Raw genomic sequence first — 23,719 nt, 5'->3', positions numbered from 1 at the left:
CGCTCCTCCAGCGCCTTGTTGTAGACGAGGCGGACGCAGCCGAACGTGCGGGACAGCTCGGCTGCCTGCTCGTCCGTGGGGTAGAAGCGGTACTTAAAAGCCCGCTTGACCTGCTGCGTCACGCCTCACACTGTATCAGATCCCGTGTGAGCGCCGGATGTCGGCCGGTGGCCGCAGACGCCGAGTCGCCCTGGCGGCGACTCGCCTTTCCCTGCCCTGCTCCGCAGGAGCTTCGTTTCTCCCCCGCAAGCGGGAGGTACCCCCACCCCGGCCTGAAGGCCGGGGTATCCACGAAGGGATCCCGATGACCCTGTCCGACGCCGTGGCGCATCTGTCCCCCCACCGCTGGGCGCGGGCCAACCGCCTGCTGCTCCGCAAGGCGCTCGCCGAGTTCGCCCACGAGCGGCTCATCACGCCGGAGGCCACCGGCGACGGCGGGTACGTCGTCCGCAGCGACGACGGCCTGACCCGGTACACCTTCACGGCCACGCGCCGCGCCCTGGACCACTGGGTGATCGACGCCGACTCGATCACCCGCCACCGGGACGACGCCGAACTCGACCTCGCCGCCCTGGACTTCTTCATCGAGCTGCAGAAGTCCCTGGGCCTCAGCGACGAGATCCTCCCGGTGTACCTGGAGGAGATCTCCTCCACCCTCTCCGGCACCTGCTACAAGCTCACCAAGCCGCAGATCCCGGTCGCGGAGCTGGTCGACGCCGGCTTCCAGGCCGTCGAGACCGGCATGACCGAGGGCCACCCCTGCTTCGTCGCCAACAACGGACGGCTCGGCTTCGGCGTCCACGAGTACCGGTCCTACGCGCCGGAGACGGCGAACCCGGTCCGCCTCGTGTGGCTGGCCGCGCACCGCTCGCGCGCCGCGTTCACGGCGGGCGTGGGCATCGAGTACGAGTCGTTCATCCGCCAGGAGCTGGGCGAGGAGACCGTAGAGCGCTTCCACGCCGTACTGCGCGATCAAGCCCTGGACCCCGCCGATTACCTGCTGATCCCCGTCCACCCCTGGCAGTGGTGGAACAAGCTGTCCGTCACCTTCGCCGCCGAGGTGGCCCGCCGGCACCTGGTCTGCCTGGGCGAGGGCGACGACGAGTACCTCGCCCAGCAGTCCATCCGCACCTTCTTCAACACCTCGCACCCCGAGAAGCACTACGTGAAGACGGCGCTGTCCGTCCTCAACATGGGCTTCATGCGCGGCCTGTCCGCCGCCTACATGGAGGCGACCCCGGCGATCAACGACTGGCTGGCCCGCCTGATCGGCAACGACCCGGTACTGCGGGCGACGGGACTGTCGGTCATCCGGGAGCGGGCCGCCGTGGGCTACCGGCACAGGGAGTACGAGCAGGCCACGGACCCCTACTCGCCGTACCGCAAGATGCTGGCCGCGCTGTGGCGGGAGAGCCCGGTGCCGTCCCTGAAGGACGGCGAGTCCCTCGCCACCATGGCCTCGCTCGTCCACGTCGACCACGAGGGGAAGTCCTTCGCGGGCGCGCTGATCGCCCGCTCGGGCCTCCCCCCGGCCGAGTGGCTGCGCGCCTACCTGCGCGCGTACTACGTCCCGCTGCTGCACAGCTTCTACGCCTACGACCTCGTGTACATGCCGCACGGCGAGAACGTGATCCTGGTCCTGGCGGACGGCGTGGTGCGGCGCGCGATCTACAAGGACATCGCCGAGGAGATCGCGGTGATGGACCCCGACGCGGTGCTGCCGCCCGAGGTCTCCCGCATCCGGGTCGAGGTCCCGGACGACACCAAGCTCCTGTCGATCTTCACGGACGTCTTCGACTGCTTCTTCCGCTTCCTCGCCGCGCACCTCGCCGAGGAGGGGATCCTCGACGAGGACACCTTCTGGCGCACGGTCGCGGAGGTCACCCGCGCGTACCAGGCGTCGGCCCCGGAACTCGCCGACAAATTCGCCCGCTACGACATCTTCACCCCGGAGTTCCCCCTGTCCTGCCTCAACCGCCTCCAACTCCGCAACAACCAACAGATGCTCGACCTGACAGACCCCTCCGCGGCCCTCCAACTAACCGGCACCCTGAAAAACCCCCTCGCGGGCTTCTGACCCAACAAACGGACGAGCGCCCCGGAGTACGGTCCCCCGGGGCGCTCGTCAGCGCCGGTGGTGAGTCATCGGGCCTGGATGTCCCTGCGGCTGCCGCGAACCTCAGACCGTGACAGGCGCGCTGGGCACCGGACGGCTGGGAGAGTCCAGCCAGATGCGCTGCCCCGCTGCGGTCACGGTGACACCGAAGCGTTCCGGGCCGGGCCGGTCATTGTCGGCGTACAACTCGTACGCGGCCTCCACTGCATCCCACAGCAGCCGCGGCCCGGCCTGTCGTGCCTTGCCGTCCTCGGCCCGCGCCCACGCGCCGTCCGTGCCCCACAGCTCCAGAGCCGTCACGCCGTCGTCACCGCGCTCGAATGCACACGCGGTGCCGGGCGCGACGAGAGACAGCACAAAGCGGAACGCCTCGTCCTCGGCGACGGCTGTCAGGTCCAGCCCGGTCAGTCGGCCGCTCGTCGCCTCCGGCCTGCCCGGGTGTACCGGGGCGCCGGTGGCACCGGCCTCGCGGACAGCCATGAAGTAGGAGGGTGCGGGCAGGAACCGGCCCTCGGCGCGGCCGTCGTCACCGACGACCAGGCGGGCCGTACCCCAGCCGAGCGGGCACACGATGAGGCCGGCGGGCCGGACCTGCTCCAACCAGGCTGTTGGGATCCTGCTGAAGCCACAGGTGGCGATGAGCCGGTCGTACGGCGCCCGATCCGGATATCCCTTGCGGCCGTCCCCGGCGACGACGAGAGGGGAGTACCCGCAGCGCCGTAGCCGTGACTCGGCGAGGCGCGCCAGTACCGGGTCGACCTCCAGTGTGACGACATGGTGACTGCCCAGCCGCTCGGCCAGAAGTGCGGCGTTGTATCCGGTGCCGGTTGCGATCTCCAGCACCCGGTGACCGTATGCGACGTCCAGGGCCTGGAGCATGGTGAGCATCAGGCCCGGCGCTGTCGAGGAGGAGGTGGCCACGCCGTCGGTGAACTGCGTGGCCAGCGCGTCGTCCCTGTACGCGAGCGCGAGCCAGTCCGGGTCCTCGGGCGTCACGCGCCGCTGCTCGCCGTCGGCGAGGGCCCAGAACTCCGGTACGAACGGATGCCGCGGAACGCTTTCGAACACCTCCCGCCAAGCCGGTTCCGTCAGTTGCCCGTCGGCCTCCAGAGCGTCGGCCAGCGCCACGCGCAGCTCGGTGGCGCGCTCTTCCGTGTGCATGGTCATGGCCCTTCCCCGGAGAGTAGGTCGGCGATGTGCGCGGCGATGGGCAGGCCCGTCCGGTTCTGGATCCAGGACCACTCCCCGGACGGGTTGCACTCGAACATCACCCAGGCCCCGGCCGGGGTCACGGCGAAGTCGAACGCGCCGAAGTTGAGACGGAAGTGCTTCATCCACCCCAGCACGCCCGCACGCACGTCGTCCGGGACTGTGCACACGTCGTAGCTGAGCGAGTCATAGTCGCTGCGCCAGTCCACGCGGGCCGCGTCGCTGCCCGCGTGAATCTCGGCAGCGAATACCTCCTCCCCCACGACGGTCAGCCGCACCTCGTGGGCCTTGGGCACCCACTCCTGGAAGAGGTGCGCCGTCAAGGAGACGGTGTCGTCGATGTCGTCGGGGTCGATGAGGTGCGTGGGAACCCCGGCCCGGCGGCCGTCCGGATAGGCCAGCGGTCCGCCCATCAGGGGCTTGCAGATCACCTGCCCGCCCACCTCGCGACAGAACCTGCGGCCCGCCTCCGGGTCGGTGGTGACCAGGGAGCGGGGCGTGCGCAATCCGTGGGACGCCGCCACGGGAAGTTGTCCTTGCTTGTGCGAGGCGATGCCGTCGACGTCCGGTCGGTTGACCCACGTCGCCGGCAGCGCGTACAGCGTGCCAAGGAGGCCGGCAAGCGCCTGTTCATTCGCCCACGTGCGGTGGGGCTCCCGCAACTCCGCGGAGACGGTGGGAAGGCGGGGCCGCCTGTAGTAGACGGCCCGCACCTCCTCCAGCCGCACGGAGCGGTGCGCGTCGGCCAGGACACCCGCCCAGGGCGCTGCGGCGTGCTCGACGGACAGGCCCAGGGACGACGGGAAGTCACCCATGTCGAACCGCATCACCGGCACGCGCCGGAGCGCCAGCTCGTCGACCACCAGGTCCGCGGCGGGGTCCAGTTCCTTGGTGACGACCAGCACCGGGCCGCCGGAAAGACGCTGTGTCATCGCATCAGGTACGGGTCGGCAGTGTCGTCATTCCTGCTGTCCAGATTGGTGTTCGTGCAACTCCCGGCGAGGGTGGTGGACCGGCTCCACAGAGAGCCGGAGCCGTCGGTCAGTACGTTGACCTGCCGGACCGGGTCGTAGATGAAGGAGCCTTCCTCGAGGGTCACGGTGTACGGCGTGCGCTCGGCGCGGGCGCCGAACGGGACGACTGCTGTGGAGATGGGCATGTAAGCCTCCTTGGTTGTGGTGTTGCGCTCGGACGGATGTCCGCCTCGCCCACCTGGCAGAGGGGGCGAGGGTCTTGCGGGCCGCTCCTCCCGTCGAGGGCCCGTTCGGCCCGGTAGGAGCGGGTGGTGCACCGCCTCCTGCCGGTGTTCGCGTCTCCGGCAGGAGGAGGCTGCTCAGGCAGCGCTGTCGCCGCGGGCAGGCGTTGCACAGTCGGGTGTGCAGATCCAGAGCCGGAACAACCGGCCCTGGTACCGCACCTCGCCCCACACCCGGCCGGACACCCCGAGCCGACGGGTGCAGCGTGCACAGTCCATGGCCATCTGTTGCCGTGGGCTGAGCCGGCCGACGTGCGGCAGGCCGGCGGTGGTCCGCCCACTCACCGCTCGCCGCCCACTCACCGCTCGCCGCCCGCGCGCAGCTCGGCCCACACGCGTTTGCCGTCGGCCACCGGCTCACAACCCCAGTCGTGGGCCAGCCCCTCGACGAGGAGCAGACCGCGCCCGTGCTCGTCGTCCGGCGCGGGCGTGGCCGGGGTGGGCCTGACGCGTGACGCGTCGGTGACGACGATCCGCACGGACTCCTCGCCGGTCCGGGTGATCGAGACGCCGACCGTGTACGTGCCGGTGTGCTCCACCGCGTTGGCCACCAACTCGGAGACGATCTGCTTGGCGACCTCCACCAGTCGGGGCAGCCCCCAGGTGTTCAGCGTGAGCGCTATGTCCCGGCGCGCCTTGGCGGCGGCCTCCGGTGTCGGCGGGTAGCGCTCCTGGTAGCGCTGTGGTCCTGCGGATGCAGCGGTCATGGTCATCGGATGCGTCCCTCTGGGGTGCTCGCGTGCCGTACCCCCAACTAACCGCTGCACGGAGGCCGGTGTGCATGACGAACACGGGCCGTCGTGCTCACGCCGACCCTGACGAATTGACCGGCCCTTTCCTCACGCGGGTGTGCGTGCCGCGCCTACCGTGATCCCATGGCACGGAGCAGGAACCAGAGCCTCGCGGACTGGATGCACCATCACCAGGTCACGGCTGTCGAACTCGCCGAGTTGGTCAATGACGCCATGCAACAGCTCACGGGTCGGTGTGGCGCCGTCTCCGAACGCACCGTGTTCCGGTGGTTATCGGGGGAGAACCGATGGCCCCAGGACCGTCAGCGCCTCGCCCTGGAACACGTCACAGGGTGTCCCGCCACCCGCCTCGGTTTCGTCCCCAGAGGCCGAAGGCCGGCTCCCGCCCCGGCACCACAGGAGGTCTCCGTGCACCGCCGCGCCTTCATAACCGTCACAACCGGTACCGCTGTCGCCGTCACCACCTCCAACGCGGCTGCCACTCCTCAGCGAGCCCCGGTCCGTCCCACCGTGGGTCGGGCCGATGTCCAGCGCCTCCGCTCCCGTCTTGCCGAGCTCTACGAGCAGGACGACAGGAACGGCGGCGGTGCCGATCTCGAGGAACAGGCCAACATCGAAATCCGGCGCACACTGGGGCTCCAGCAGAACGGCAGCGCCACCGGCCGTGTCCGCAGCCGCCTCTATGCCCTCGCCGCTGCCTTCACAGCAACCGCCCTGTGGGCCGCCGTGGACTCCGGACGGCTCGACGACGCCCATCGCTACATGGAACAGGCCGTCACCCTTGCCGGCCTCTCCGCCGACGGCCAAGTCCAGCACCAGACCTGGCGATACGCCGCCATGCTCGCCGACCAGCGCGGCCGTCACACCGACGCCATCGCTGCCGCCGAGGCCGCCATGCTGACCGCGGCCCACCGACGGGACCCGCTGTACGCCTCCCTCAGCCACGCCCGCCTGGCGCTTGCGGCCGCAAGTGCCGGCGACCGCTCCCGAGCTCTGCGCGCCCTGGACAGGGCCGCCTCCGCCTACGATCGCGCCGACCTCGCCCAGCCGCGCCCGGTCTCCATGGACTTCTACACACACGGCGAACTCCACGGCCTGACCGGCATCACCCACTACCGCCTCGGCCAGGCCGACGAGGCCGAATTCCACGCCCACCAGTGCCTCGCCGCCCTCGGCGCCGACCAGCACCGCAATCGCGCCTACTACACGGCTCAGGCCGCACTCGCGCAGCTCGGCCAGGGCGATCTGGAACAGGCGACCGCCACGGCGGCCACGGTGATCCCCCCGCCCGGTACTGTGCCGACGAGCCGCGTTCCCCGGCTCCTCGGCACCTTCACTTCCGCCCTCAACATGAAAGCCCCCGGCGCAGTGATCACCCGCGAGTGGAACGAACGTGCCCGCGCTCTGTGACCCGAACGGCGAAGGAGGCCCCGTGACCGCGCACGCCAACACCATCGAACTCATCCGCTACGACCAGGAGGAGTTTGCCGACATTCGGCCCACTCTGGTCTCCCTGTACGCCGAGGTCTACGCCGATCAGCTCCCGGACCCGTTCTTCTCCGTCGAGCGGTTCGAGCAGCGTCTGGAGGGATACGCGTCGCGGCCCGGATGGGAAGCCGTCGTCGCCTACGACGGAGGTGAGGCGGCCGGGTACGCATTCGCCTCCACGCTCCCGGAGGGCTCCGCCTGGTGGGCGGGCATGCTCGAACCGCTGCCGGAGGAGCAGACCGCCGAGGACGGCCGGCGCACCCTCGCCCTGTTCGAGCTGATGGTGCGCCGGCCCTGGCGCGGCACGGGCATCGCCCGCCGTATCCATGAGGAGCTGTTGGCCGGCCGTCCGGAGGAGCGCGTCACGCTTCTGGTGGAGTCGAGCCACCCCAAGGTCAAGGGCCTGTACGAGAGCTGGGGATACCGCAACGTCGGTGACCAGCAGCCGTTTCCCGACGCCCCGGTCTACGCCACGATGATGCGCCCGCTGAGGGCAAGCTGAGTACGAGCGGCTCTCGGAACCCTCAACGGAAGGCCGCCGTGTCCTTCTCCGGTTCCCGGTGGTTCGGTCCGGCCGCGTAGGCCAGTGGAGGTGCTATCGCTTGGGCGTCCGCTCCCTCGCCGACCCATAGAGCGATGAACAGCGCGGCGGTCGCCTCGAGGAGTCCGGCGCGTTCGAGACCGCCGCCGGACACGGGCCGGCAGCCTGTGTTCCGCACCAGCTCGCGTACGCGCGCGAGGGCCGTCTCGTCGTCCCCGCACACCGGCACGGAGAGCGGCCGGCCGTCGAACACGGGCGGTCGCATGCGCCACACGTCCTCGTGGCAGAGGTTGAAGGCCTTGACCACGTGGGCTCCCGGTGCCGCCGCGGCGAGCCGCTGCGCGGCTGAGAGGCCGCCTTCCGTCAGCAGCCGGAAGCCCGGTCCGACCGGGTTGGAGCAGTCGAGGAGCACCTTGCCCTCCAGGGATGCGCGCAGATCACGTGCCACGTCCGCTCCCGCCCCGAAAGGCAGCGCGGCGAGCACCACTTCGTGACCGGCCTCCGCCGCCGCGCGCAGACCAGCGGGCTTCGCGCTGCCTCCGATGCGCGTCGCTAGCCGCTCCGCTTTGCGCACGTCCCGTCCGCCGATCGTCACCTCGTGCCCTGCCCGCACCCAGTGGGTGGCGAGCGCGTCGGCCATGTTGCCCGTGCCCAGTACGCCGATTCTCATCACGCGGTCCCTCTCCGTGCCTGCTTCGACCGTTCACACCGACGCTAGAAGGCCGTTCGGGCACCATTTGGTACGTGACGACCAACGCCTTCCTCGCCGACTGCCGCGCCCGCCTCGCCTTCGACCTGCTCTCCCATACGTGGAACGCCGTGGTGCTCCACTCGCTGCGTGACGGCCCGAGGCGCCCGGTCGAAATCCGGGAGCGGATCGGAGGCATCAGCTCCAAGGTCCTCACCGAGACGCTGCGACGGCTGCAGTTCAACGGACTCGTCGACCGGCTGGAACACTCCGGGCCCTCACGGGTCGAGTATCGGCTCAGCCCTCTGGGCCGCACTTTCCTGGCGCCCATCGAGGCCGTCGGCGCATGGGCCTTCGAACACGGCGACGAGGTCATGGCCGCCCAGGAAGCAGCGGAGGGCCCTTGAGACGGCACGCGCGCTGTCTCAAGGGCCCTCGTCCCAGCGTCAGTGGACCGGGAGCCGTCCGTCACCTCACGGCCACGGCACCTGCGGTGACTTGTAGTAGCCCATGCCCAGTGCGTCCCAGCGGGGGGCCTGGATGGCGAGGCGTTGGCGGTAGTTCTCCCAGTCGTGGGTGGTTGCCGGCGACCAGGCGAGTTCGGCGATGCCGGGCAGGCGGGGGAAGGCCATGAATTCCAGGTGGCCGGACTCGGACAGTGTCTCCGTCCACAGCGGTGCCTCGACGCCCCGTACCGCGGACTCCGGGACACCCGGCAGATACACGCCCGGGTCCCAGTCGTAGGAACGCTGGACCTCGACGTACCCGGCCCAGGACAGGCCGAGCGGGGTGTTCTTGTCGTACTTCATGTCGAGGTACGCCCGGTCGGCCGGGGAGAGGATCAGCCCGGTGCCGTTCCGCGCGGCCTCGGCGACCCGCTCCTTCTCCTCGGCGCTCGTGCGGTCCCGGCCCCAGTACTGGGCGAGCGCTCCCGGCGCCGGGTCCGCCGAGGTGAGCTGGTGCCAGCCGATGACGGTCTTGCCGTACTGCGCGACGATCGGCTGCACCCGCTTCATGAAGGCCACGAAGTCCTCGTGCGGGGTGGAGTGCGCCTCGTCACCGCCGATGTGGAGGTAGCGGCCGGGTGTGAGCGCGGCGATCTCGCGCACCACGTCGTCCACGAAGTCGTAGGTGATCTCCTTGCCGACGCACAGCGAGCTGAAGCCGACTTGGGTCCCGGTGTAGAGCGGGGGTGCCACGCCGTCGCAGTTCAGGTCGGCGTAGGAGGCGAGGGCCGCGTTGGTGTGGCCCGGCATGTCGATCTCGGGGACGACCTCGAGGTGACGGGAGGCGGCGTAGCGGACGATCTCCCGGTAGTCGGCCTTGGTGTAGTAGCCGCCGGGGCCGCCGCCGACCTCGGTGGAGCCCCCGTAGGTGGCCAGCCGCGGCCAGGAGTCGATGGCGATGCGCCAGCCCTGGTCGTCGCTGAGGTGCAGATGCAGCTTGTTGATCTTGTACAGGACGATCTGGTCGATGTAGCGCTTGACCTCGTCGACGGAGAAGAAGTGCCGGGAGACGTCGAGCATGGCGCCGCGCCAGCCGAAGCGAGGGGTGTCGGTGACGGTGCCGCCCGCCACCAGCCAGGGGCCGGGCTGTTCGGTGTCGTTCTCGACGGCCGCGGGGAGCAGCTGACGCAGGGTCTGCACGCCGTGGAAGAGCCCGGCGGGCGCGGCGGCGGTGAGGGTGACGCCCGAGGGGCCGCTGTGCAGCCGGTAGCCCTCGCTGCCGTAGGGGCCCTCGGCGATCCGCAGGCGGATGCCGCCCTTGCCGAGGTCGGTGACCGGCAGCGGGTAGCCGGTGGAGGGCCGCAGCACCTGCGCGAGGTACTCGCCGACCTGGCGGGCCTCACTGGAGCCGTCGACCCGGATCCGGGTCCCCTGGGTGATGCGGTACGGCGAACCGCCCGGCGCCACCGAGACGGGCGCCGGGATCACCTGGTCCAGCGGGACGGGGGTCGTGCCCCGGACGGGCCGGTCGCTCTGCGCCGGGGCCGCGCCCACCATGGCGGCCCCCGCCGCCACGACCAGCAGCAGGGATCCAAGCAGTCGGGTGGTACGGGGAGTCGTTCTGTGGTGCCGTCGTTGCCGTCTCACACGCGCTCCCTTCTCAACCTCGTGGCTCCGCGGGTGGAGCCGTGACTCAACTCCGGGGCCCGGCAAGGAAAGCCGGACCCGGTATAGACCACTCTCCCGCAGATCCGGTGAAACAATCCCCCCATGGCGGAAATCATCCAGAAGGACGGTACGTGGACGTTCGACGGGGAGGCCCTGCGACTGACTCCCGGACGGGACAAGAACATCGGTCTGCTGCGCAGGACCCTGGGTGAACTGGTGCTGCCCCTGCACGCGTTGGCGGGGATATCGTTCGAGCAGGGCAAGAAGGCGGGGCGGCTCAGGCTGCGGCTGCGGGACGGCGCCGACCCGCTGCTGCACGCGGCCGGCGGCCGGCTCACCGAGCCGCACGACCCCTACCAGCTGATCGTCGACTCCGACCGTTACGGCGTCGCCGAGTACTTCACGGAGGAGGTCCGCACCGCCCTGCTGCTGGACCAGGTCCCCTCCGACCCGGTCACCGAGTATCTGCTGCCCGGTCCGCCGGTGCCGCTGTCGGTGTCCGCCGGGGACGGGACGGTCGGCTTCGACGGCGAGCGGATCCGGCTGGAGTGGAACTGGAAGACGGAGGACGCCAAGGCCGCCGCCGGCACCCGCACCCTCGCGGTGACGGACCTCACGGGCGTGGAGTGGCAGCCGGCGGCCGGTCTGGAGAACGGGCACCTGCGCTTCCATGTGCGCAACGCCCCCACCAAGGCCCCGGCCAAGTACGACCCCAACTCCGTGGAGCTGTGGGGCTTCAAGAAGGACCCGCTCATGGCACTGGTCGCCGCCGCCGTCCAGGCCCGTCTGCCGCATCCCTCGGCCCCCGCCGACGACCGCCCGCAGGAGCCCGAGGCCGACCGGCAGCCCGCGCTCCTCCCGGCCGAGGACGACCACGACGCCCTGCTGCGCCGGCTGCGGGAGCTGGGCGAGCTGCATCGGTCCGGGGTGCTCACCGACGAGGAGTTCGCCCTGGCCAAACAGGCGATCCTCAAGCGCATGTAAGGTTCGCCACCATAGCCTGCCCGAAATCGGGCATGTTTCTTGCGAAACCGTCTCCGGTACCTCAGGATCATCGGGTGCACGACGAACTTGTTGATCATCTGACGCGGTCCACGCCCCTCAGCCGGGGCGAGGCACTGCGTGTGGTCCAGGACGTGCTCGCCTACTTCGACGAGACGACCGAGGAGTACGTCCGTCGCCGCCACCGCGAGCTCCAGGCCCAGGGCCTGGTGAACGCGACGATCTTCGAACGGATCGAGGCGGACCTCAGATACCGAGCGGTGGCGCCGCCGGAGCTCTCGCTCCGGCAGCTGCGCCGCATCGTCTACGGCTAGGAACTTACGTATGTGCGGAATCGTCGGATACATCGGCAGGCGTGAGGTCGCTCCCCTGCTGCTGGAGGGCCTCCAGCGCCTGGAGTACCGCGGCTACGACTCGGCGGGCATCGTCGTCACGTCCCCGAAGACGGCCGGCCTGAAGATGGTCAAGGCCAAGGGCCGGGTGCGCGACCTGGAGGCGAAGGTCCCGGCGCGCTTCAAGGGCACCACCGGCATAGCCCACACCCGCTGGGCCACCCACGGCGCCCCCTCCGACGTCAACGCCCACCCGCACCTGGACGCCGAGGGCAAGGTCGCCGTCGTCCACAACGGCATCATCGACAATGCCGCCGACCTGCGCCGCAAGCTGGAGGCCGACGGCGTCGAGTTCCTCTCCGAGACGGACACCGAGGTCCTCACCCACCTCATCGCCCGCTCGCAGGCGGAGAAGCTGGAGGACAAGGTCCGCGAGACCGTGCGCCTCATCGAGGGCACCTACGGCATCGCCGTCCTGCACGCCGACTTCCCGGACCGCATCGTCGTGGCCCGCAACGGCTCCCCGGTCGTCCTCGGCATCGGCGAGAAGGAGATGTTCGTCGCCTCCGACATCGCCGCGCTGGTCGCCCACACCCGCCAGATCGTGACGCTGGACGACGGCGAGATGGCGACGCTGAAGGCCGACGACTTCCGCACCTACACCACCGAGGGCACCCGTACGACCGCCGAGCCGACCACCGTGGAGTGGGAAGCGGCCTCGTACGACATGGGCGGCCATGACACGTACATGCACAAGGAGATCCACGAGCAGGCCGAGGCCGTGGACCGCGTGCTGCGCGGCCGGATCGACGACCGCTTCTCCACCGTGCACCTCGGCGGCCTCAACCTGGACGCCCGCGAGGCGCGCCGGATCCGCCGGGTGAAGATCCTCGGCTGCGGCACCTCGTACCACGCCGGCATGATCGGCGCGCAGATGATCGAGGAGCTCGCCCGCATCCCCGCCGACGCCGAGCCGGCCTCCGAGTTCCGTTACCGCAACGCGGTCGTGGACCCCGACACGCTGTACGTCGCGGTCTCCCAGTCCGGTGAGACGTACGACGTGCTGGCCGCCGTGCAGGAGCTGAAGCGCAAGGGCGCGCGGGTGCTGGGCGTGGTCAACGTCGTCGGCTCCGCGATCGCCCGCGAGGCGGACGGCGGCGTCTATGTGCACGCCGGCCCCGAGGTGTGCGTGGTGTCCACCAAGTGCTTCACCAACACCACGGTCGCCTTCGCCCTGCTCGCCCTGCACCTGGGCCGCACCCGTGACCTGTCGGTGCGCGACGGCAAGCGGATCATCGAGGGCCTGCGCCGCCTCCCCGCCCAGATCGCCGAGATCATGAAGCAGGAGGAGGAGATCAAGAAGCTGGCCCTGGAGTACGCCGAGGCCCGCTCGATGCTCTTCATCGGCCGCGTCCGGGGCTACCCGGTGGCCCGTGAGGCCTCCCTGAAGCTCAAGGAGGTCTCCTACATCCACGCCGAGGCCTACCCCGCCTCCGAGCTCAAGCACGGTCCGCTGGCCCTGATCGAGCCCGCCCTCCCCACGGTCGCGATCGTCCCGGACGACGACCTGCTGGAGAAGAACCGCGCGGCCCTGGAGGAGATCAAGGCCCGCAGCGGCCGGATCGTCGCGGTCGCCCACCAGGAGCAGGAGAAGGCCGACCACACGGTCGTCGTCCCCAAGAACGAGGACGAGCTGGACCCGATCCTGATGGGCATCCCCCTCCAACTCCTCGCCTACCACACGGCCCTGGCCCTGGGCAGGGACATCGACAAGCCCCGCAACCTCGCCAAGTCGGTGACGGTCGAGTAGGACGGCTCAGGGGCGCGGGGCTGTATCGATATGCGGCTCCGCCGCGTGAGCCCTACCAGCCCCCACGCGCCCGCACAGGCCGACGAAGACGAAACGGAACGGGCCCCCGCGTACTGCCACACAGCACGCGGGGGCCCGTCCCACAGCTCACGGAATGACAACCACCGGCCGCTGCGCCCGCTTCGCCAGCCTCCCCGCGACAGACCCGAAAAGCCGCCCCACGAGCCCGTGGGTGGAACCCACGACGATCGCGTCGGCTTCGTACTCCCGCCCCACCTCTTCGAGTTCATGGCAGATGTCCCCGCCACGCTCGACCAGGATCCAGGGCACCTCGGCAAGATAGTCCGCACAGGCCAGCTCGAGTCCGAGCACCTCCGTGCGGTGGTCCGGGACGTCCACGAAGACAGGGGGTTCGCAGCCCGCCCACACCGTGGTGGGCAGCCGGTTGGCGACGTGGACGATGATCAGGCCCGAACCGAAGCGCCGCGCCATGCCGATGGCGTACGCGAGGGCCCGCTCGCTCGACGTGGAGCCGTCGAAGCCGACCACCACCCCGTGCCGGAACGCGGGGTCGCAGGGATGACGTGACTCCTCCGCCGCCAGGGGTTCGGACGCCGTGGGATCGGCGACCGGCCGCTTGCGGTCCGCGGGTTCGAAGAATTCATGACCGGCCATGGCTGTCTCGGGGTGCTGATCCTTATATGGGGGACGACAGTGTGCGGCGGAGCTGTGTCCGGGAATGGTCTTCCCAACCCCATACCCCCAAGGGTACGGCGGCACGCCTCCTGAGCCCAGACCCGGCGCATTCCGGCAGGCGGGTTCCCCGGAGCATGCACGAGGGGCCGCCCGTCACGCAACGGTTGCTGCCCTGTACAGGTGGTTTGCGCGGGATTCACCGGACGGCAGGAGTGGGGGCCTTCCGGGTCGTCCGCCCCGGACCCGCAGTGACCCAGGAGCCGGCCGTGCGTTGAATCCCGTGAGCCACGTCACAGGGAGCACCTCATGTCCGGACCGGGTCCCACCCCCGAGCGGGACCGTACGGCACCGCCCTCCCGGGATCCGGTGACCGACGTGGTCCGCTGGGCGGCGTTCAGCTGTCTGCTCGTCCCGGTGGTCCTGGTGTGGTGCGGCTCCTCACTGGCGGGGGCCGCCGGTGCCGCGTTCGGTCTGGCGGCCGTCACCGGCCTCTGCCGGCTGCTGATGCGCCGTTCCCAGCGGCGTGCCGCACGGCCGCCGGAGGATGGCGGGGATACACCGGTCGGCTGACCGGTTTCCGCGCCCGCGCCCGTATCTTTTCAGCCAACTTCCGGCCGGTGTGCATCCCCTGCCGTGACCACCCCTCAACCCCCGTTCGACCTGCACGGAAAGGGACCAGCGGGCCCTGCGCACCCTACGTGGATTGGCCACTGCGACAAGGCGCACTTCCCTGCACGCCCCACGAGTGCAACGCTTCGTGATCGAATGCTTCACGCCAAGTTGCCAAGTCGACAATGTGCCGGGTGACGAACTGGCCACCCGGGCGCAACCGGACACAGTAGATTCGATCTTGACGTCGTACGGCGGGGGACTCGTGCAGGACCGAGGGGAAACGTGTTGGAGCGACAGACCCGAAGGGATCAGGGCGCCGCGACCACCGAGGGGGGCTTAGCAGTATGAGCCACGACTCCACTGCCGCGCCGGAAGCCGCGGCCCGGAAACTCTCCGGGCGACGCCGCAAGGAGATCGTCGCGGTGCTGCTGTTCAGCGGCGGCCCCATCTTCGAGAGTTCCATACCGCTGTCGGTGTTCGGGGTTGACCGCCAGGACGCCGGCGTACCGCGCTACCGCCTGCTGGTGTGCGGAGGCGAGGACGGACCGCTGCGGACCACAGGGGGCCTGGAACTCACCGCGCCACATGGCCTGGAGGCGATATCCCGGGCGGGCACCGTCGTCGTGCCGGCCTGGCGCTCGAGCGCCTCCCCGCCACCCGAGGAGGCGCTCGACGCACTGCGCCGGGCCCATGAGGAGGGCGCCCGCATCGTCGGGCTGTGCACCGGCGCCTTCGTCCTCGCGGCGGCGGGACTGCTGGACGGCCGGCCCGCGACCACCCACTGGATGTACGCCCCGACGCTGGCGAAGCGCTATCCGTCGGTGCACGTCGATCCGCGGGAACTCTTCGTGGACGACGGCGACGTGCTGACCTCGGCCGGCACCGCGGCGGGGATCGACCTGTGCCTGCACATCGTGCGCACGGACCACGGCAACGAGGCGGCCGGCGCGCTCGCCCGGCGCCTGGTGGTCCCGCCGCGCCGCAGCGGCGGTCAGGAGCGCTACCTCGACCGGTCTTTACCGGAGGAGATCGGCGCCGACCCGCTCGCCGAGGTCGTCGCCTGGGCGCTGGAGCACCTCCACGAGCAGTTCGACGTGGAGACGCTGGCGGCACGCGCGTACATGAGCCGTCGTACGTTCGACCGCCGGTTCCGCTCGCTGACCGGCAGCGCGCCGCTGCAGTGGCTGATCACGCAGCGGGTGCTCCAGGCGCAGCGGCTGCTGGAGACGTCGGACTACTCGGTGGACGAGGTCGCCGGCCGGTGCGGCTTCCGCTCGCCGGTCGCCCTGCGCGGCCACTTCCGGCGCCAGCTGGGCTCGTCCCCGGCCGCCTACCGGGCCGCGTACCGCGCGCGGCGTCCGCAGGCCGACCGGAACCAGGACGGCGACGCCGCTCCGGCCACCCAGGGCACCGTCCCGTCCGGCCCGCCGGGACACCCGGGGCACTCGATGACGCCCGCCCTGCACCCGGACACCCCGCTGCCGCACCAGTCCCGCCGCACGGCGGCGGCCGGCGCGCTGGGCCCGTCCCTGACGGCCTCGGCGCCGGGCGTACCGGGGCAGCGCGGCGCGCACTGAGGTGACACCGGCACGCGACGGGCCGGGGGCTCCGGCTCCCGGCCCGTCGCGTGCCGGTGCCCTGTGACGTTCACACCGACACGGTTGGTACGGTCGGCGGGGGTCCGCACGGCCTACCGAGCCGTAAGGTTAGACATATGAACGATCGCATGGTGTGGATCGACTGCGAGATGACCGGCCTCTCGCTGTCGGACGACGCGCTCATCGAAGTGGCCGCCCTCGTCACCGACTCCGAGCTGAATGTGCTCGGCGAGGGCGTGGACATCGTCATCCGCCCGCCGGAGCGGGCCCTGGAGACGATGCCGGAGGTGGTGCGGGAGATGCACACCGCGTCCGGGCTGCTCGCCGAGCTGGAGGGCGGCACGACGCTGGAGGACGCCGAGCAGCGGGTCCTCGACTATGTCCGCGAGTACGTCAAGGAGCCGGGCAAGGCCCCCCTGTGCGGCAACTCCGTCGGCACCGACCGCGGCTTCCTGCTGCGCGACATGCCGACCCTGGAGGACTACCTGCACTACCGCATCGTGGACGTGTCCAGCATCAAGGAGCTGGCCCGCCGCTGGTATCCGAGGGCGTACTTCAACAGCCCCGAGAAGAACGGCAACCACCGCGCCCTCGCCGACATCCGCGAGTCCATCGCGGAACTGCGCTACTACCGCGAGGCCGTGTTCGTACCGCAGCCGGGGCCCGACTCGGAGACCGCGAAGAAGATCGCCGGCAAGTACGTTCTGCCTGCCGAGTAGAGGCGCCGAGGGGCCGCGGAGGCGCCGGGGAAAAGCCGTGCGCGAGCATCCCTTCGGAGCATGTACACTTTTTCTCGGCCGGTCGGGGAAAGTCACAGACCTCAACCGACAAGGCCATGGTGGGTGTAGCTCAGCTGGTAGAGCACCTGGTTGTGGTCCAGGTGGTCGCGGGTTCAAGTCCCGTCACTCACCCTCACCGATCAGCCGGTGACCTCGTACGGAGGTCACCGGCTGAACTCGTTTCAGAAGCCGTGACGGCGCGGGGGCGGGGTCACTCACGACGAGGCGCGGCCCACCAGCTCCGTGGCCAGCACCATCTGGCGCCGGTCCAGGCCCCGGGAGGCGGGCGGGCGGCGGTCGGCCACCTCGGCGAGGAGGAGGTCGATCATCGCGCGGCCCATCTCCTCGATCGGCTGGCGCACGCTGGTCAGCGGCGGGTCCATGTGGCGGGCGATGGCGGAGTCGTCGTAGCCGACCAGCGCCACGTCGTCGGGGATACGGCGGCCCGCCTCGCGCAGGACCTGACGGGCACCCGCCGCGGTGACGTCGGAGGCGGCGAAGACGGCGTCCAGGTCCGGACGGCGTTCCAGCAGGGCCTCCATCGCGCGCCGGCCGCCCTCCTCGGAGAAGTCACCCGGCTCGATCAGCAGGTCGTCCACCTCGTGGCCGGCCTCCCGCAGGGCGTCCCGGTAGCCGTCTATGCGCCGCTGGGCACCGTAGACGTCGAGGCGGCCGGTGATGTGGGCGATGCTGCGCCGGCCCCGGCCGACGAGGTGCTCGACGGCCTGGCGGGCGCCCCCGTAGTTGTCGGAGTCCACCGAGGTCAGCGTCTCCGCCGCCGAGCGGGGGCCGCTGATCACCGCCGGGATCTCCAGCTGGGCCAGCATGTCGGGCAGCGGGTCGTCGGCGTGCACCGAGACCAGCAGGACGCCGTCCACGCGGTGGGCCGCCAGGTACTGGGCGAGCCGCTGCCGCTCCCGGTCATTGCCCGCGAAGATCAGCAGCAGCTGCATCTCGGTGTCGGAGAGCGCCGCGCCGACACCCCGGAGCATGTCGGAGAAGTACGGCTCGGCGAAGAACCGGGTCTCCGGCTCCGGAACGACCAGGGCGATGGCGTCCGTGCGATTGGCGGCCAGCGCGCGGGCGGCCGTGTTGGGGACGTACCCCAGCTCGGCGACCGCTGCCTCCACGGCGGCGCGGGTGGCGTCGCTCACCCGGGGCGATCCGTTGATCACCCGGGAGACCGTGCCGCGGCCGACACCGGCGCGCGCGGCCACCTCTTCGAGGGTGGGCCGGCCGCCGCTCCGGCCCCGCGCTCCGTGGCTTGCCATCGGCTCCGCCTTCCTTCGTGTGTCACGCCGGCCTGGAATGTAACAGCCCCTTCAGTGGCGCTGACCACCGCCGGAAGGCAGCGGGCGGAGTCCGTTGTTCCGTACGGGCGTGACCGCGGCGGCAAGTTAACAGGCAGATAACTGAACGCAGTTCGCCGCGTCTGTTCCCTTGACACCCCTGCCCGGACCCGGGACTCTTCAACACATCACTCGTGGGAGCGCTCCCACACTACCCGACCCATACACAACCCGCACGTTCCCCACCCGAGCCGCAACGCGCAGAATACGGTCCGACAACGCCGTCGGCCGGGGGGTCGGCACGTCAGGGCAACAGGAGGACGCAATGCGAGCACGTACCCTCCCCCTCTCCCGGCAGAGCTCGGGCGGGGGGAAGCCCATCGCCCGCAAGGCGCTGGCCATGGCGGCCGTGGTGTCGCTGGGCGCCGGGCTGCTGGCCGGCTGTGCCGACGACGGCGGAGACGACTCCGATTCCTCGTCGGGCGGCGGCGAGGGCAAGACGACGATCACCCTGGGTCTCTTCGGCACCATGGGCTTCAAGGAAGCCGGACTCTACGACGAGTACGAGAAGCTCAACCCCGACATCAACATCGAAGAGAACGTCGTCGAGCGGAACGAGAACTACTACCCCGCTCTGCTCAACCACCTCACCACCAACAGCGGTCTGCAGGACATCCAGGCCGTCGAAGTCGGCAACATCGCCGAGGTCGTCGCCACCCAGTCCGCCAAGCTGGAGGACCTCTCCAAGGCGCCGGGCGTGAACAAGGCCGACTGGCTCGAATGGAAGTGGCAGCAGGCCACCACCAAGGACGGCCAGACCATCGGCCTGGGCACCGACATCGGCCCGATGGCCATCTGCTACCGCAAGGACCTGTTCGAGAAGGCGGGCCTGCCCACCGACCGTGAAGAGGTCGGCAAGCTGTGGGCCGGCGACTGGGCCAAGCTGGTCGAAGTCGGCGAGCGGTACAAGAAGAAGGCCCCCAAGGGCACCACGTTCATGGACTCCCCCGGCGGTCTGCTCAACGCCATCCTGAGCAGCGAGGAGAAGCGCTTCTACGACGAGGACGGCAAGGTCATCTACAAGACCAACCCCGTCGTCAAGGACGCCTTCGACCTGGCCGCGAAGGCCGCCGAGGACGGACTGGTCGGCGCCCAGACGCAGTTCCAGCCCGCCTGGGACCAGACGATCGCCAACAACAAGTTCGCCGCGATCTCCTGCCCGCCGTGGATGCTCGGCTACATCAAGGGCAAGTCGCAGCCGGACGCCGCCGGCAAGTGGGACGTCGCGGTGCCGCCCAAGGCCGGCAACTGGGGCGGTTCGTTCCTGACCGTGCCCAAGAGCGGCAAGAACGTCGAAGAGGCGAAGAAGCTGGCGGCCTGGCTGACCGCACCGAAGCAGCAGACCAAGCTGTTCGAGGTCCAGGGCAGCTTCCCGAGCGCGCAGGCCGCGTACTCCAGCCAGGCGGTCACCGCGGCGAAGAACGACATGACCGGTGACGCCCCGATCGGCAGGATCTTCGCCGAGGCCGCCCAGCAGATCCCCGTCCAGATCATCGGCCCGAAGGACCAGATCATCGGACAGGGCCTGGGTGACAACGGCGTGATCCTGGTGGCCAAGGGCAAGTCGCCGGAGGAGGCCTGGGAGACGGCCACCAAGACCATCGACAACAACCTGGACAAGTGACCGGAATGGCCACCCCTCACGACACCGCCGCGCTCCCCGTCAAGGGGGGCGCGGCCCCGGGCCGTCCGGCCGGAGGCTCCCCGGCGGACAAGGACGAGCGGCGCCGGGCCAAGCTGTCCCGCCGCTGGCAGCGGGACGCGCGCTGGAGCCCGTACGCCTTCGTCTCGCCGTTCTTCCTGCTGTTCGCCGCCTTCGGCCTGTTCCCGCTGCTCTACACCGGCTGGGCCTCGCTGCACCAGGTGGAGCTGACCGCGCCGACCGACATGAACTGGGTCGGCCTGCGGAACTACACCCGGATCTTCGACGACGAGTTCTTCTGGAACGCGGCGCGGAACACGCTCACGATCGGCATCATCTCCACCGTTCCGCAGCTGATGATGGCGATGGGCATCGCCCACATCCTCAACTACAAGCTGCGCGGCTCGACCTTCTACCGGGTCGCGATGCTCGCGCCGTACGCCACCTCGATCGCCGCCGCCACCCTGGTGTTCGTGCTGCTCTTCGGGCGTGACTACGGCATGATCAACTGGGCGCTGGACTTCGCCGGGGTCGACCCGATCGCCTGGCAGGACGACAAGTGGGCCGGTCAGTTCGCCGTCTCGACGATCATCATCTGGCGCTGGACCGGCTACAACGCGCTGATCTATCTGGCCGCGATGCAGGCGATCCCGCAGGACCTGTACGAGTCGGCGGCGCTGGACGGCGCCAGCCGCTGGAGGCAGTTCATCCATGTGACGCTGCCCTCGCTGCGACCGACGATCCTGTTCACCGTCGTCGTCTCGACGATCGGCGCCAGCCAGGTCTTCGGCGAGCCGCTGCTGTTCGACCCCAACAAGAGCGCGTCCGGCGGCGGGGAGCACCAGTTCCAGACGCTCGGCCTGTATCTGTACGAGCAGGGCTGGGTGAACCAGCACCTGGGCCGTGCCTCGGCGATCGCCTGGGCGATGTTCGCGATCCTGATCGTCATCGGGATCATCAACCACGTCATCTCGCGCCGGCTGCGCGCCAGCAGTTAAGGAGTTGTGGCCGTGACGACGACTGTGACGCCCGCCGAGACACCGCCCGCAGAGCAGAAGCGCTCGCGTCTGCCGAAGTCCGCGCGGGCGGGCGGCACGCTGCACGGCGGTCCGATCGCGTACGCGATCCTGATCGTGTTCACCGCCGTGTCGCTCTTCCCCCTGGTCTGGACGGCGATCGCCGCCTCCCGGGACAACCAGCGCCTGGCGCAGACGCCGCCGCCGTTCTGGTTCGGCTCCAACCTGTTCAAGAACCTGGAGACCGCCTGGACCGACGCCAACCTCGGCGAGGCCTTCCTCAACACCACGATCGTGGCGGGCGTCTCCGCGGTGACCATCGTGGTGCTGTCGACGGTCGCCGGGTTCGCCTTCGCCAAGCTGCGCTTCAAGGGCCGCAACGCGCTGATGCTGCTGGTCATCGGCACGATGATGATCCCGCCGCAGCTCAGCATCATCCCGCTGTACATGATGGTCGCCAAGCTGGACTGGACCGACCAGCTGCAAGCGGTCATCTTCCCTTCGCTGGTGAGCGCGTTCGGCGTGTTCTTCATGCGGCAGTACCTGCTCCAGGCGCTGCCGGACGAGGTGATCGAGGCCGCCCGGGTCGACGGCGCGGGCAGCTGGCGCGTGGTGTGGCACGTGGTGTTCCCGGCCGCGCGGCCGGCGATGGCCGTGCTCGGCATGCTGATGTTCGTGCAGGCCTGGAACGACTTCCTGTGGCCGTTCCTGGTGCTCACCCAGACCGGTAACCCGACCGTGCAGGTCGCGGTCGCGGGCCTGGGACGCGGTTTCACCCCGGACCAGTCCTTGATCATGGCGGGTGCGCTGCTGGGCACGCTCCCCCTGCTGCTGGTCTTCGCGATCTTCGGCAAGCAGATCGTGGGCGGCATCATGCAGGGCGCCGTCAAGGGCTGACGCCCGTCCGTCTCCGTACCCTGGGGGCCGGGCCACCGCCGCCCCGGCCCCCACTCTCCCCTGTCTTCTCCCCGTCTTTCCGTACTCGTCGGTCTCTACGACCTCCAATGGGAGCGCTTCCATGTCTGACTCCGCAACGCCCGCGACCCCGGTGACCTTTCCTCCCGCCTTCCTCTGGGGCGCCGCGACCTCCGCGTACCAGATCGAGGGGGCGGTGCGGGAGGACGGACGTACCCCTTCCATCTGGGACACCTTCAGCCACACGCCGGGCAGGACGGCCGGCGGCGACCACGGTGACATCGCTGTCGACCACTACCACCGCTGGCGCGATGACGTGGCCCTGATGGCGGACCTGGGCCTGGGCGCCTACCGCTTCTCCGTCTCCTGGTCGCGGGTGCAGCCGACCGGCCGCGGCCCGGCGGTGCAGCGCGGCCTGGACTTCTACCGCCGGCTGGTCGACGAGCTGCTGGCGAAGGGCATCAAGCCGGCCGTCACCCTCTACCACTGGGACCTGCCGCAGGAACTGGAGGACGCGGGCGGCTGGCCGGAGCGGGACACCGCCTACCGCTTCGCGGAGTACGCGCGGATCGTGGGCGAGGCGCTCGGTGACCGCGTGGAGCAGTGGATCACGCTCAACGAGCCCTGGTGCAGCGCCTTCCTGGGCTACGCGTCCGGCGTGCACGCGCCCGGCCGCACCGACCCGGCGTCCGCCCTGAGGGCCGCCCACCACCTGAACGTGGCGCACGGTCTGGGCACCAAGGCGCTGCGCTCGGTGATGCCGACCCGCAACCAGGTGTCGCTCAGCCTCAACACCGGGGTGATCCGGCCCCTTTCGCCGAACGACCCGGCGGACGTTGCGGCGGCACGCAAGATCGACGACCTCTCGGGCGGCGTCTTCCACGGCCCGATCCTGCACGGCGCCTACCCGGAGACCCTGCTGGAGGCGACCTCCTCACTCACGGACTGGTCCTGCGTCGAGGACGGCGACCTGGACCTGATCCACCAGCCGCTGGACGCACTCGGCCTCAACTACTACACGCCCACGCTGGTGTCGGCGGCCGACCCGAACGCCAAGGGCCCGCGCGCCGACGGCCACGGGGCGAGCGTGCACTCGCCGTGGCCCGCCGCGGACGACGTCGCCTTCCACCAGTCGCCGGGCGAGCAGACCGAGATGGGCTGGTCCGTCGACCCGACCGGCCTGCACGAGCTGCTCATGCGCTACCACCGCGAGGCGCCCGGGCTGCCCCTGTACATCACCGAGAACGGCGCCGCCTACGACGACAAGCCGGACGCCGACGGCAAGGTCCACGACCCCGAGCGCGTCGCCTACCTGCACAGCCACCTCTCGGCGGTCCGCCAGGCCATCACGGACGGCGCGGACGTACGCGGCTACTTCCTGTGGTCCCTGCTGGACAACTTCGAGTGGGCGTACGGCTACGAAAAGCGCTTCGGCGCGGTCTACGTCGACTACACCACCCAGCAACGCACACCAAAGTCCAGCGCCCTGTGGTACGCGCGTGCGGCGAAGTCGGGGGTGCTCCCGGACCCCGAGGACATCTGACCTGTCTGTGCGGAGGGGCTGATGTATCAGCCCCTCCGCACAATCCAGCCCCTCCGGCGTTTGAGGAGCGGGGGTCCGGGGGCGGCGCCCCCGATTCAGTCAGCCCCTCCGGCGTTTGAGGAGCGGGGGCCCGGGGGCAGCGCCCCCGGGGGACGGGACGGGAAGGGGCGGCGGGGGCGAAAAAAGCGCCGAGGCACGCCCGCGGAAGTCCGCAACCGGTGGGCGTGCGAGTGCCCCGGCCGGGTGGGGGGAAAGAAACCGG

23 protein-coding genes and 1 tRNA gene are annotated in these 23,719 nt (G+C 70.3%); 15 read left to right on the top strand and 9 right to left on the bottom strand.

All coding sequences use genetic code 11. The features are described from left to right. Window positions 1-122 (bottom strand): helix-turn-helix domain-containing protein (locus AB0L56_RS27535; RefSeq protein WP_365422109.1); only part of this gene is annotated, 122 nt, incomplete at its 3' end. A 182-nt stretch (window positions 123-304) separates the two neighbouring features. Between AB0L56_RS27535 and AB0L56_RS27530 the strand changes: the two genes are divergently transcribed. Then, entirely contained in the window at window positions 305-2,077 is a 1,773-nt protein-coding gene (locus AB0L56_RS27530; RefSeq protein ID WP_365427728.1) for an IucA/IucC family siderophore biosynthesis protein, read from the top strand. A 102-nt stretch (window positions 2,078-2,179) separates the two neighbouring features. Here AB0L56_RS27530 and AB0L56_RS27525 read toward each other — a convergent pair whose 3' ends face one another. The 4 genes from AB0L56_RS27525 to AB0L56_RS27510 form a co-directional block, all read right to left on the bottom strand. Then, the gene (locus AB0L56_RS27525; RefSeq protein WP_365427725.1) at window positions 2,180-3,283 is read right to left on the bottom strand and encodes a methyltransferase domain-containing protein; all 1,104 of its coding nucleotides are present in this window, start codon (window positions 3,281-3,283) and stop codon (window positions 2,180-2,182) included. Then, entirely contained in the window at window positions 3,280-4,257 is a 978-nt protein-coding gene (tgmB, locus tag AB0L56_RS27520; protein WP_365427722.1) for an ATP-grasp ribosomal peptide maturase, read from the bottom strand. The genes AB0L56_RS27525 and tgmB overlap by 4 nt, the downstream gene beginning before the upstream one ends. Then, window positions 4,254-4,484, bottom strand: coding sequence for a putative ATP-grasp-modified RiPP (gene tgmA, locus AB0L56_RS27515; RefSeq protein WP_365427719.1), 231 nt, complete (start codon window positions 4,482-4,484; stop codon window positions 4,254-4,256). Before tgmA ends, tgmB begins: the two co-directional genes overlap by 4 nt. A gap of 395 nt (window positions 4,485-4,879) precedes the next feature. Then, window positions 4,880-5,287, bottom strand: coding sequence for an ATP-binding protein (locus AB0L56_RS27510; protein WP_365427714.1), 408 nt, complete (start codon window positions 5,285-5,287; stop codon window positions 4,880-4,882). A gap of 555 nt (window positions 5,288-5,842) precedes the next feature. Here AB0L56_RS27510 and AB0L56_RS27505 point away from each other — a divergent pair. Both AB0L56_RS27505 and AB0L56_RS27500 read left to right on the top strand, forming a co-directional pair. Next, window positions 5,843-6,742 (top strand): hypothetical protein, encoded by a 900-nt coding sequence (locus AB0L56_RS27505; protein WP_365427711.1) that lies wholly within the window; start codon window positions 5,843-5,845, stop codon window positions 6,740-6,742. 22 nt (window positions 6,743-6,764) lie between these two features. Then, complete coding sequence (locus AB0L56_RS27500; protein WP_365427708.1) at window positions 6,765-7,322, top strand: GNAT family N-acetyltransferase; 558 nt, start codon at window positions 6,765-6,767, stop codon at window positions 7,320-7,322. Window positions 7,323-7,344: 22 nt separating this feature from the next. Here the strand turns inward: AB0L56_RS27500 and AB0L56_RS27495 are convergent, their stop codons facing one another. Further along, window positions 7,345-8,031: an NAD(P)-binding domain-containing protein gene (locus AB0L56_RS27495; protein WP_365427705.1), complete on the bottom strand. Its 687-nt coding sequence runs from the start codon at window positions 8,029-8,031 to the stop codon at window positions 7,345-7,347. Between the two features lie 74 nt (window positions 8,032-8,105). On the opposite strand from AB0L56_RS27495, the gene AB0L56_RS27490 reads away from it, so the two are divergent. Then, a complete protein-coding gene (locus AB0L56_RS27490) occupies window positions 8,106-8,456 on the top strand; it encodes a helix-turn-helix domain-containing protein (protein ID WP_365427702.1) in 351 nt (116 codons plus the stop codon). Between the two features lie 66 nt (window positions 8,457-8,522). On the opposite strand, the gene AB0L56_RS27485 is transcribed toward AB0L56_RS27490, so the two are convergent. Then, entirely contained in the window at window positions 8,523-10,142 is a 1,620-nt protein-coding gene (locus AB0L56_RS27485; protein WP_365427699.1) for a beta-N-acetylhexosaminidase, read from the bottom strand. A gap of 123 nt (window positions 10,143-10,265) precedes the next feature. Here AB0L56_RS27485 and AB0L56_RS27480 point away from each other — a divergent pair, with 123 nt between their 5' ends. From AB0L56_RS27480 to glmS, 3 genes are all read left to right on the top strand, one after another. Further along, window positions 10,266-11,147 carry a DUF4429 domain-containing protein gene (locus AB0L56_RS27480; protein WP_361035836.1) on the top strand — a complete coding sequence of 294 codons (882 nt, stop codon included), beginning with the start codon at window positions 10,266-10,268 and terminating at the stop codon, window positions 11,145-11,147. Between the two features lie 74 nt (window positions 11,148-11,221). After that, window positions 11,222-11,479, top strand: coding sequence for a hypothetical protein (locus AB0L56_RS27475; protein WP_030217181.1), 258 nt, complete (start codon window positions 11,222-11,224; stop codon window positions 11,477-11,479). Between the two features lie 10 nt (window positions 11,480-11,489). Next, window positions 11,490-13,307 carry a glutamine--fructose-6-phosphate transaminase (isomerizing) gene (gene glmS / locus AB0L56_RS27470; protein ID WP_361035839.1) on the top strand — a complete coding sequence of 606 codons (1,818 nt, stop codon included), beginning with the start codon at window positions 11,490-11,492 and terminating at the stop codon, window positions 13,305-13,307. 147 nt (window positions 13,308-13,454) lie between these two features. Here glmS and AB0L56_RS27465 read toward each other — a convergent pair whose 3' ends face one another. Continuing rightward, complete coding sequence (locus AB0L56_RS27465; protein WP_361035842.1) at window positions 13,455-13,982, bottom strand: universal stress protein; 528 nt, start codon at window positions 13,980-13,982, stop codon at window positions 13,455-13,457. Between the two features lie 327 nt (window positions 13,983-14,309). Between AB0L56_RS27465 and AB0L56_RS27460 the strand changes: the two genes are divergently transcribed. The 4 genes from AB0L56_RS27460 to AB0L56_RS27445 all read left to right on the top strand — a co-directional run bounded on the left by AB0L56_RS27460 (window position 14,310) and on the right by AB0L56_RS27445 (window position 17,124). Next, window positions 14,310-14,573: a hypothetical protein gene (locus AB0L56_RS27460; protein WP_365427695.1), complete on the top strand. Its 264-nt coding sequence runs from the start codon at window positions 14,310-14,312 to the stop codon at window positions 14,571-14,573. 386 nt (window positions 14,574-14,959) lie between these two features. Beyond that, window positions 14,960-16,192, top strand: a complete 1,233-nt coding sequence (locus AB0L56_RS27455) for a helix-turn-helix domain-containing protein (protein WP_365427692.1) — start codon at window positions 14,960-14,962, stop codon at window positions 16,190-16,192. A gap of 137 nt (window positions 16,193-16,329) precedes the next feature. Beyond that, window positions 16,330-16,932: an oligoribonuclease gene (orn, locus tag AB0L56_RS27450; protein ID WP_365427689.1), complete on the top strand. Its 603-nt coding sequence runs from the start codon at window positions 16,330-16,332 to the stop codon at window positions 16,930-16,932. 119 nt (window positions 16,933-17,051) lie between these two features. Next, window positions 17,052-17,124 (top strand) — tRNA-His (locus AB0L56_RS27445). 83 nt (window positions 17,125-17,207) lie between these two features. Here the strand turns inward: AB0L56_RS27445 and AB0L56_RS27440 are convergent. Then, window positions 17,208-18,263 (bottom strand): LacI family DNA-binding transcriptional regulator, encoded by a 1,056-nt coding sequence (locus AB0L56_RS27440; RefSeq protein WP_361035854.1) that lies wholly within the window; start codon window positions 18,261-18,263, stop codon window positions 17,208-17,210. Window positions 18,264-18,606: 343 nt separating this feature from the next. Here AB0L56_RS27440 and AB0L56_RS27435 point away from each other — a divergent pair, with 343 nt between their 5' ends. From AB0L56_RS27435 to AB0L56_RS27420, 4 genes are all read left to right on the top strand, one after another. Further along, the gene (locus AB0L56_RS27435) at window positions 18,607-19,965 is read left to right on the top strand and encodes an extracellular solute-binding protein (protein WP_365427684.1); all 1,359 of its coding nucleotides are present in this window, start codon (window positions 18,607-18,609) and stop codon (window positions 19,963-19,965) included. A 5-nt stretch (window positions 19,966-19,970) separates the two neighbouring features. Then, window positions 19,971-20,981: a sugar ABC transporter permease gene (locus AB0L56_RS27430; RefSeq protein WP_361035881.1), complete on the top strand. Its 1,011-nt coding sequence runs from the start codon at window positions 19,971-19,973 to the stop codon at window positions 20,979-20,981. Window positions 20,982-20,993: 12 nt separating this feature from the next. Continuing rightward, entirely contained in the window at window positions 20,994-21,896 is a 903-nt protein-coding gene (locus AB0L56_RS27425) for a carbohydrate ABC transporter permease (protein ID WP_365427681.1), read from the top strand. 121 nt (window positions 21,897-22,017) lie between these two features. Beyond that, a complete protein-coding gene (locus tag AB0L56_RS27420; RefSeq protein WP_365427678.1) occupies window positions 22,018-23,457 on the top strand; it encodes a GH1 family beta-glucosidase in 1,440 nt (479 codons plus the stop codon). Window positions 23,458-23,719 lie beyond the last annotated feature (262 nt).

The organism is Streptomyces sp. NPDC052079 (assembly GCF_040680275.1).
Classification (GTDB): Bacteria; Actinomycetota; Actinomycetes; order Streptomycetales; family Streptomycetaceae; genus Streptomyces.
The sequence above is the reverse complement of the archived record's forward strand: the minus strand, read 5'-3'. Positions and strand labels throughout refer to the sequence as shown.

Bases quoted from the DNA above. Each gene is read 5' to 3' on its own strand.
- AB0L56_RS27465 (WP_361035842.1), bottom strand. From the start codon at position 13,982: ATGGCCGGTCATGAATTCTTCGAACCCGCGGACCGCAAGCGGCCGGTC.
- tgmB (WP_365427722.1), bottom strand. From the start codon at position 4,257: ATGACACAGCGTCTTTCCGGCGGCCCGGTGCTGGTCGTCACCAAGGAA.
- AB0L56_RS27525 (WP_365427725.1), bottom strand. From the start codon at position 3,283: ATGACCATGCACACGGAAGAGCGCGCCACCGAGCTGCGCGTGGCGCTG.
- AB0L56_RS27530 (WP_365427728.1), top strand. From the start codon at position 305: ATGACCCTGTCCGACGCCGTGGCGCATCTGTCCCCCCACCGCTGGGCG.
- AB0L56_RS27510 (WP_365427714.1), bottom strand. From the start codon at position 5,287: ATGACCGCTGCATCCGCAGGACCACAGCGCTACCAGGAGCGCTACCCG.
- AB0L56_RS27455 (WP_365427692.1), top strand. From the start codon at position 14,960: ATGAGCCACGACTCCACTGCCGCGCCGGAAGCCGCGGCCCGGAAACTC.
- AB0L56_RS27480 (WP_361035836.1), top strand. From the start codon at position 10,266: ATGGCGGAAATCATCCAGAAGGACGGTACGTGGACGTTCGACGGGGAG.
- AB0L56_RS27440 (WP_361035854.1), bottom strand. From the start codon at position 18,263: ATGGCAAGCCACGGAGCGCGGGGCCGGAGCGGCGGCCGGCCCACCCTC.
- AB0L56_RS27495 (WP_365427705.1), bottom strand. From the start codon at position 8,031: ATGAGAATCGGCGTACTGGGCACGGGCAACATGGCCGACGCGCTCGCC.
- orn (WP_365427689.1), top strand. From the start codon at position 16,330: ATGAACGATCGCATGGTGTGGATCGACTGCGAGATGACCGGCCTCTCG.
- AB0L56_RS27420 (WP_365427678.1), top strand. From the start codon at position 22,018: ATGTCTGACTCCGCAACGCCCGCGACCCCGGTGACCTTTCCTCCCGCC.
- tgmA (WP_365427719.1), bottom strand. From the start codon at position 4,484: ATGCCCATCTCCACAGCAGTCGTCCCGTTCGGCGCCCGCGCCGAGCGC.
- AB0L56_RS27430 (WP_361035881.1), top strand. From the start codon at position 19,971: ATGGCCACCCCTCACGACACCGCCGCGCTCCCCGTCAAGGGGGGCGCG.
- AB0L56_RS27435 (WP_365427684.1), top strand. From the start codon at position 18,607: ATGCGAGCACGTACCCTCCCCCTCTCCCGGCAGAGCTCGGGCGGGGGG.
- AB0L56_RS27460 (WP_365427695.1), top strand. From the start codon at position 14,310: ATGTCCGGACCGGGTCCCACCCCCGAGCGGGACCGTACGGCACCGCCC.
- glmS (WP_361035839.1), top strand. From the start codon at position 11,490: ATGTGCGGAATCGTCGGATACATCGGCAGGCGTGAGGTCGCTCCCCTG.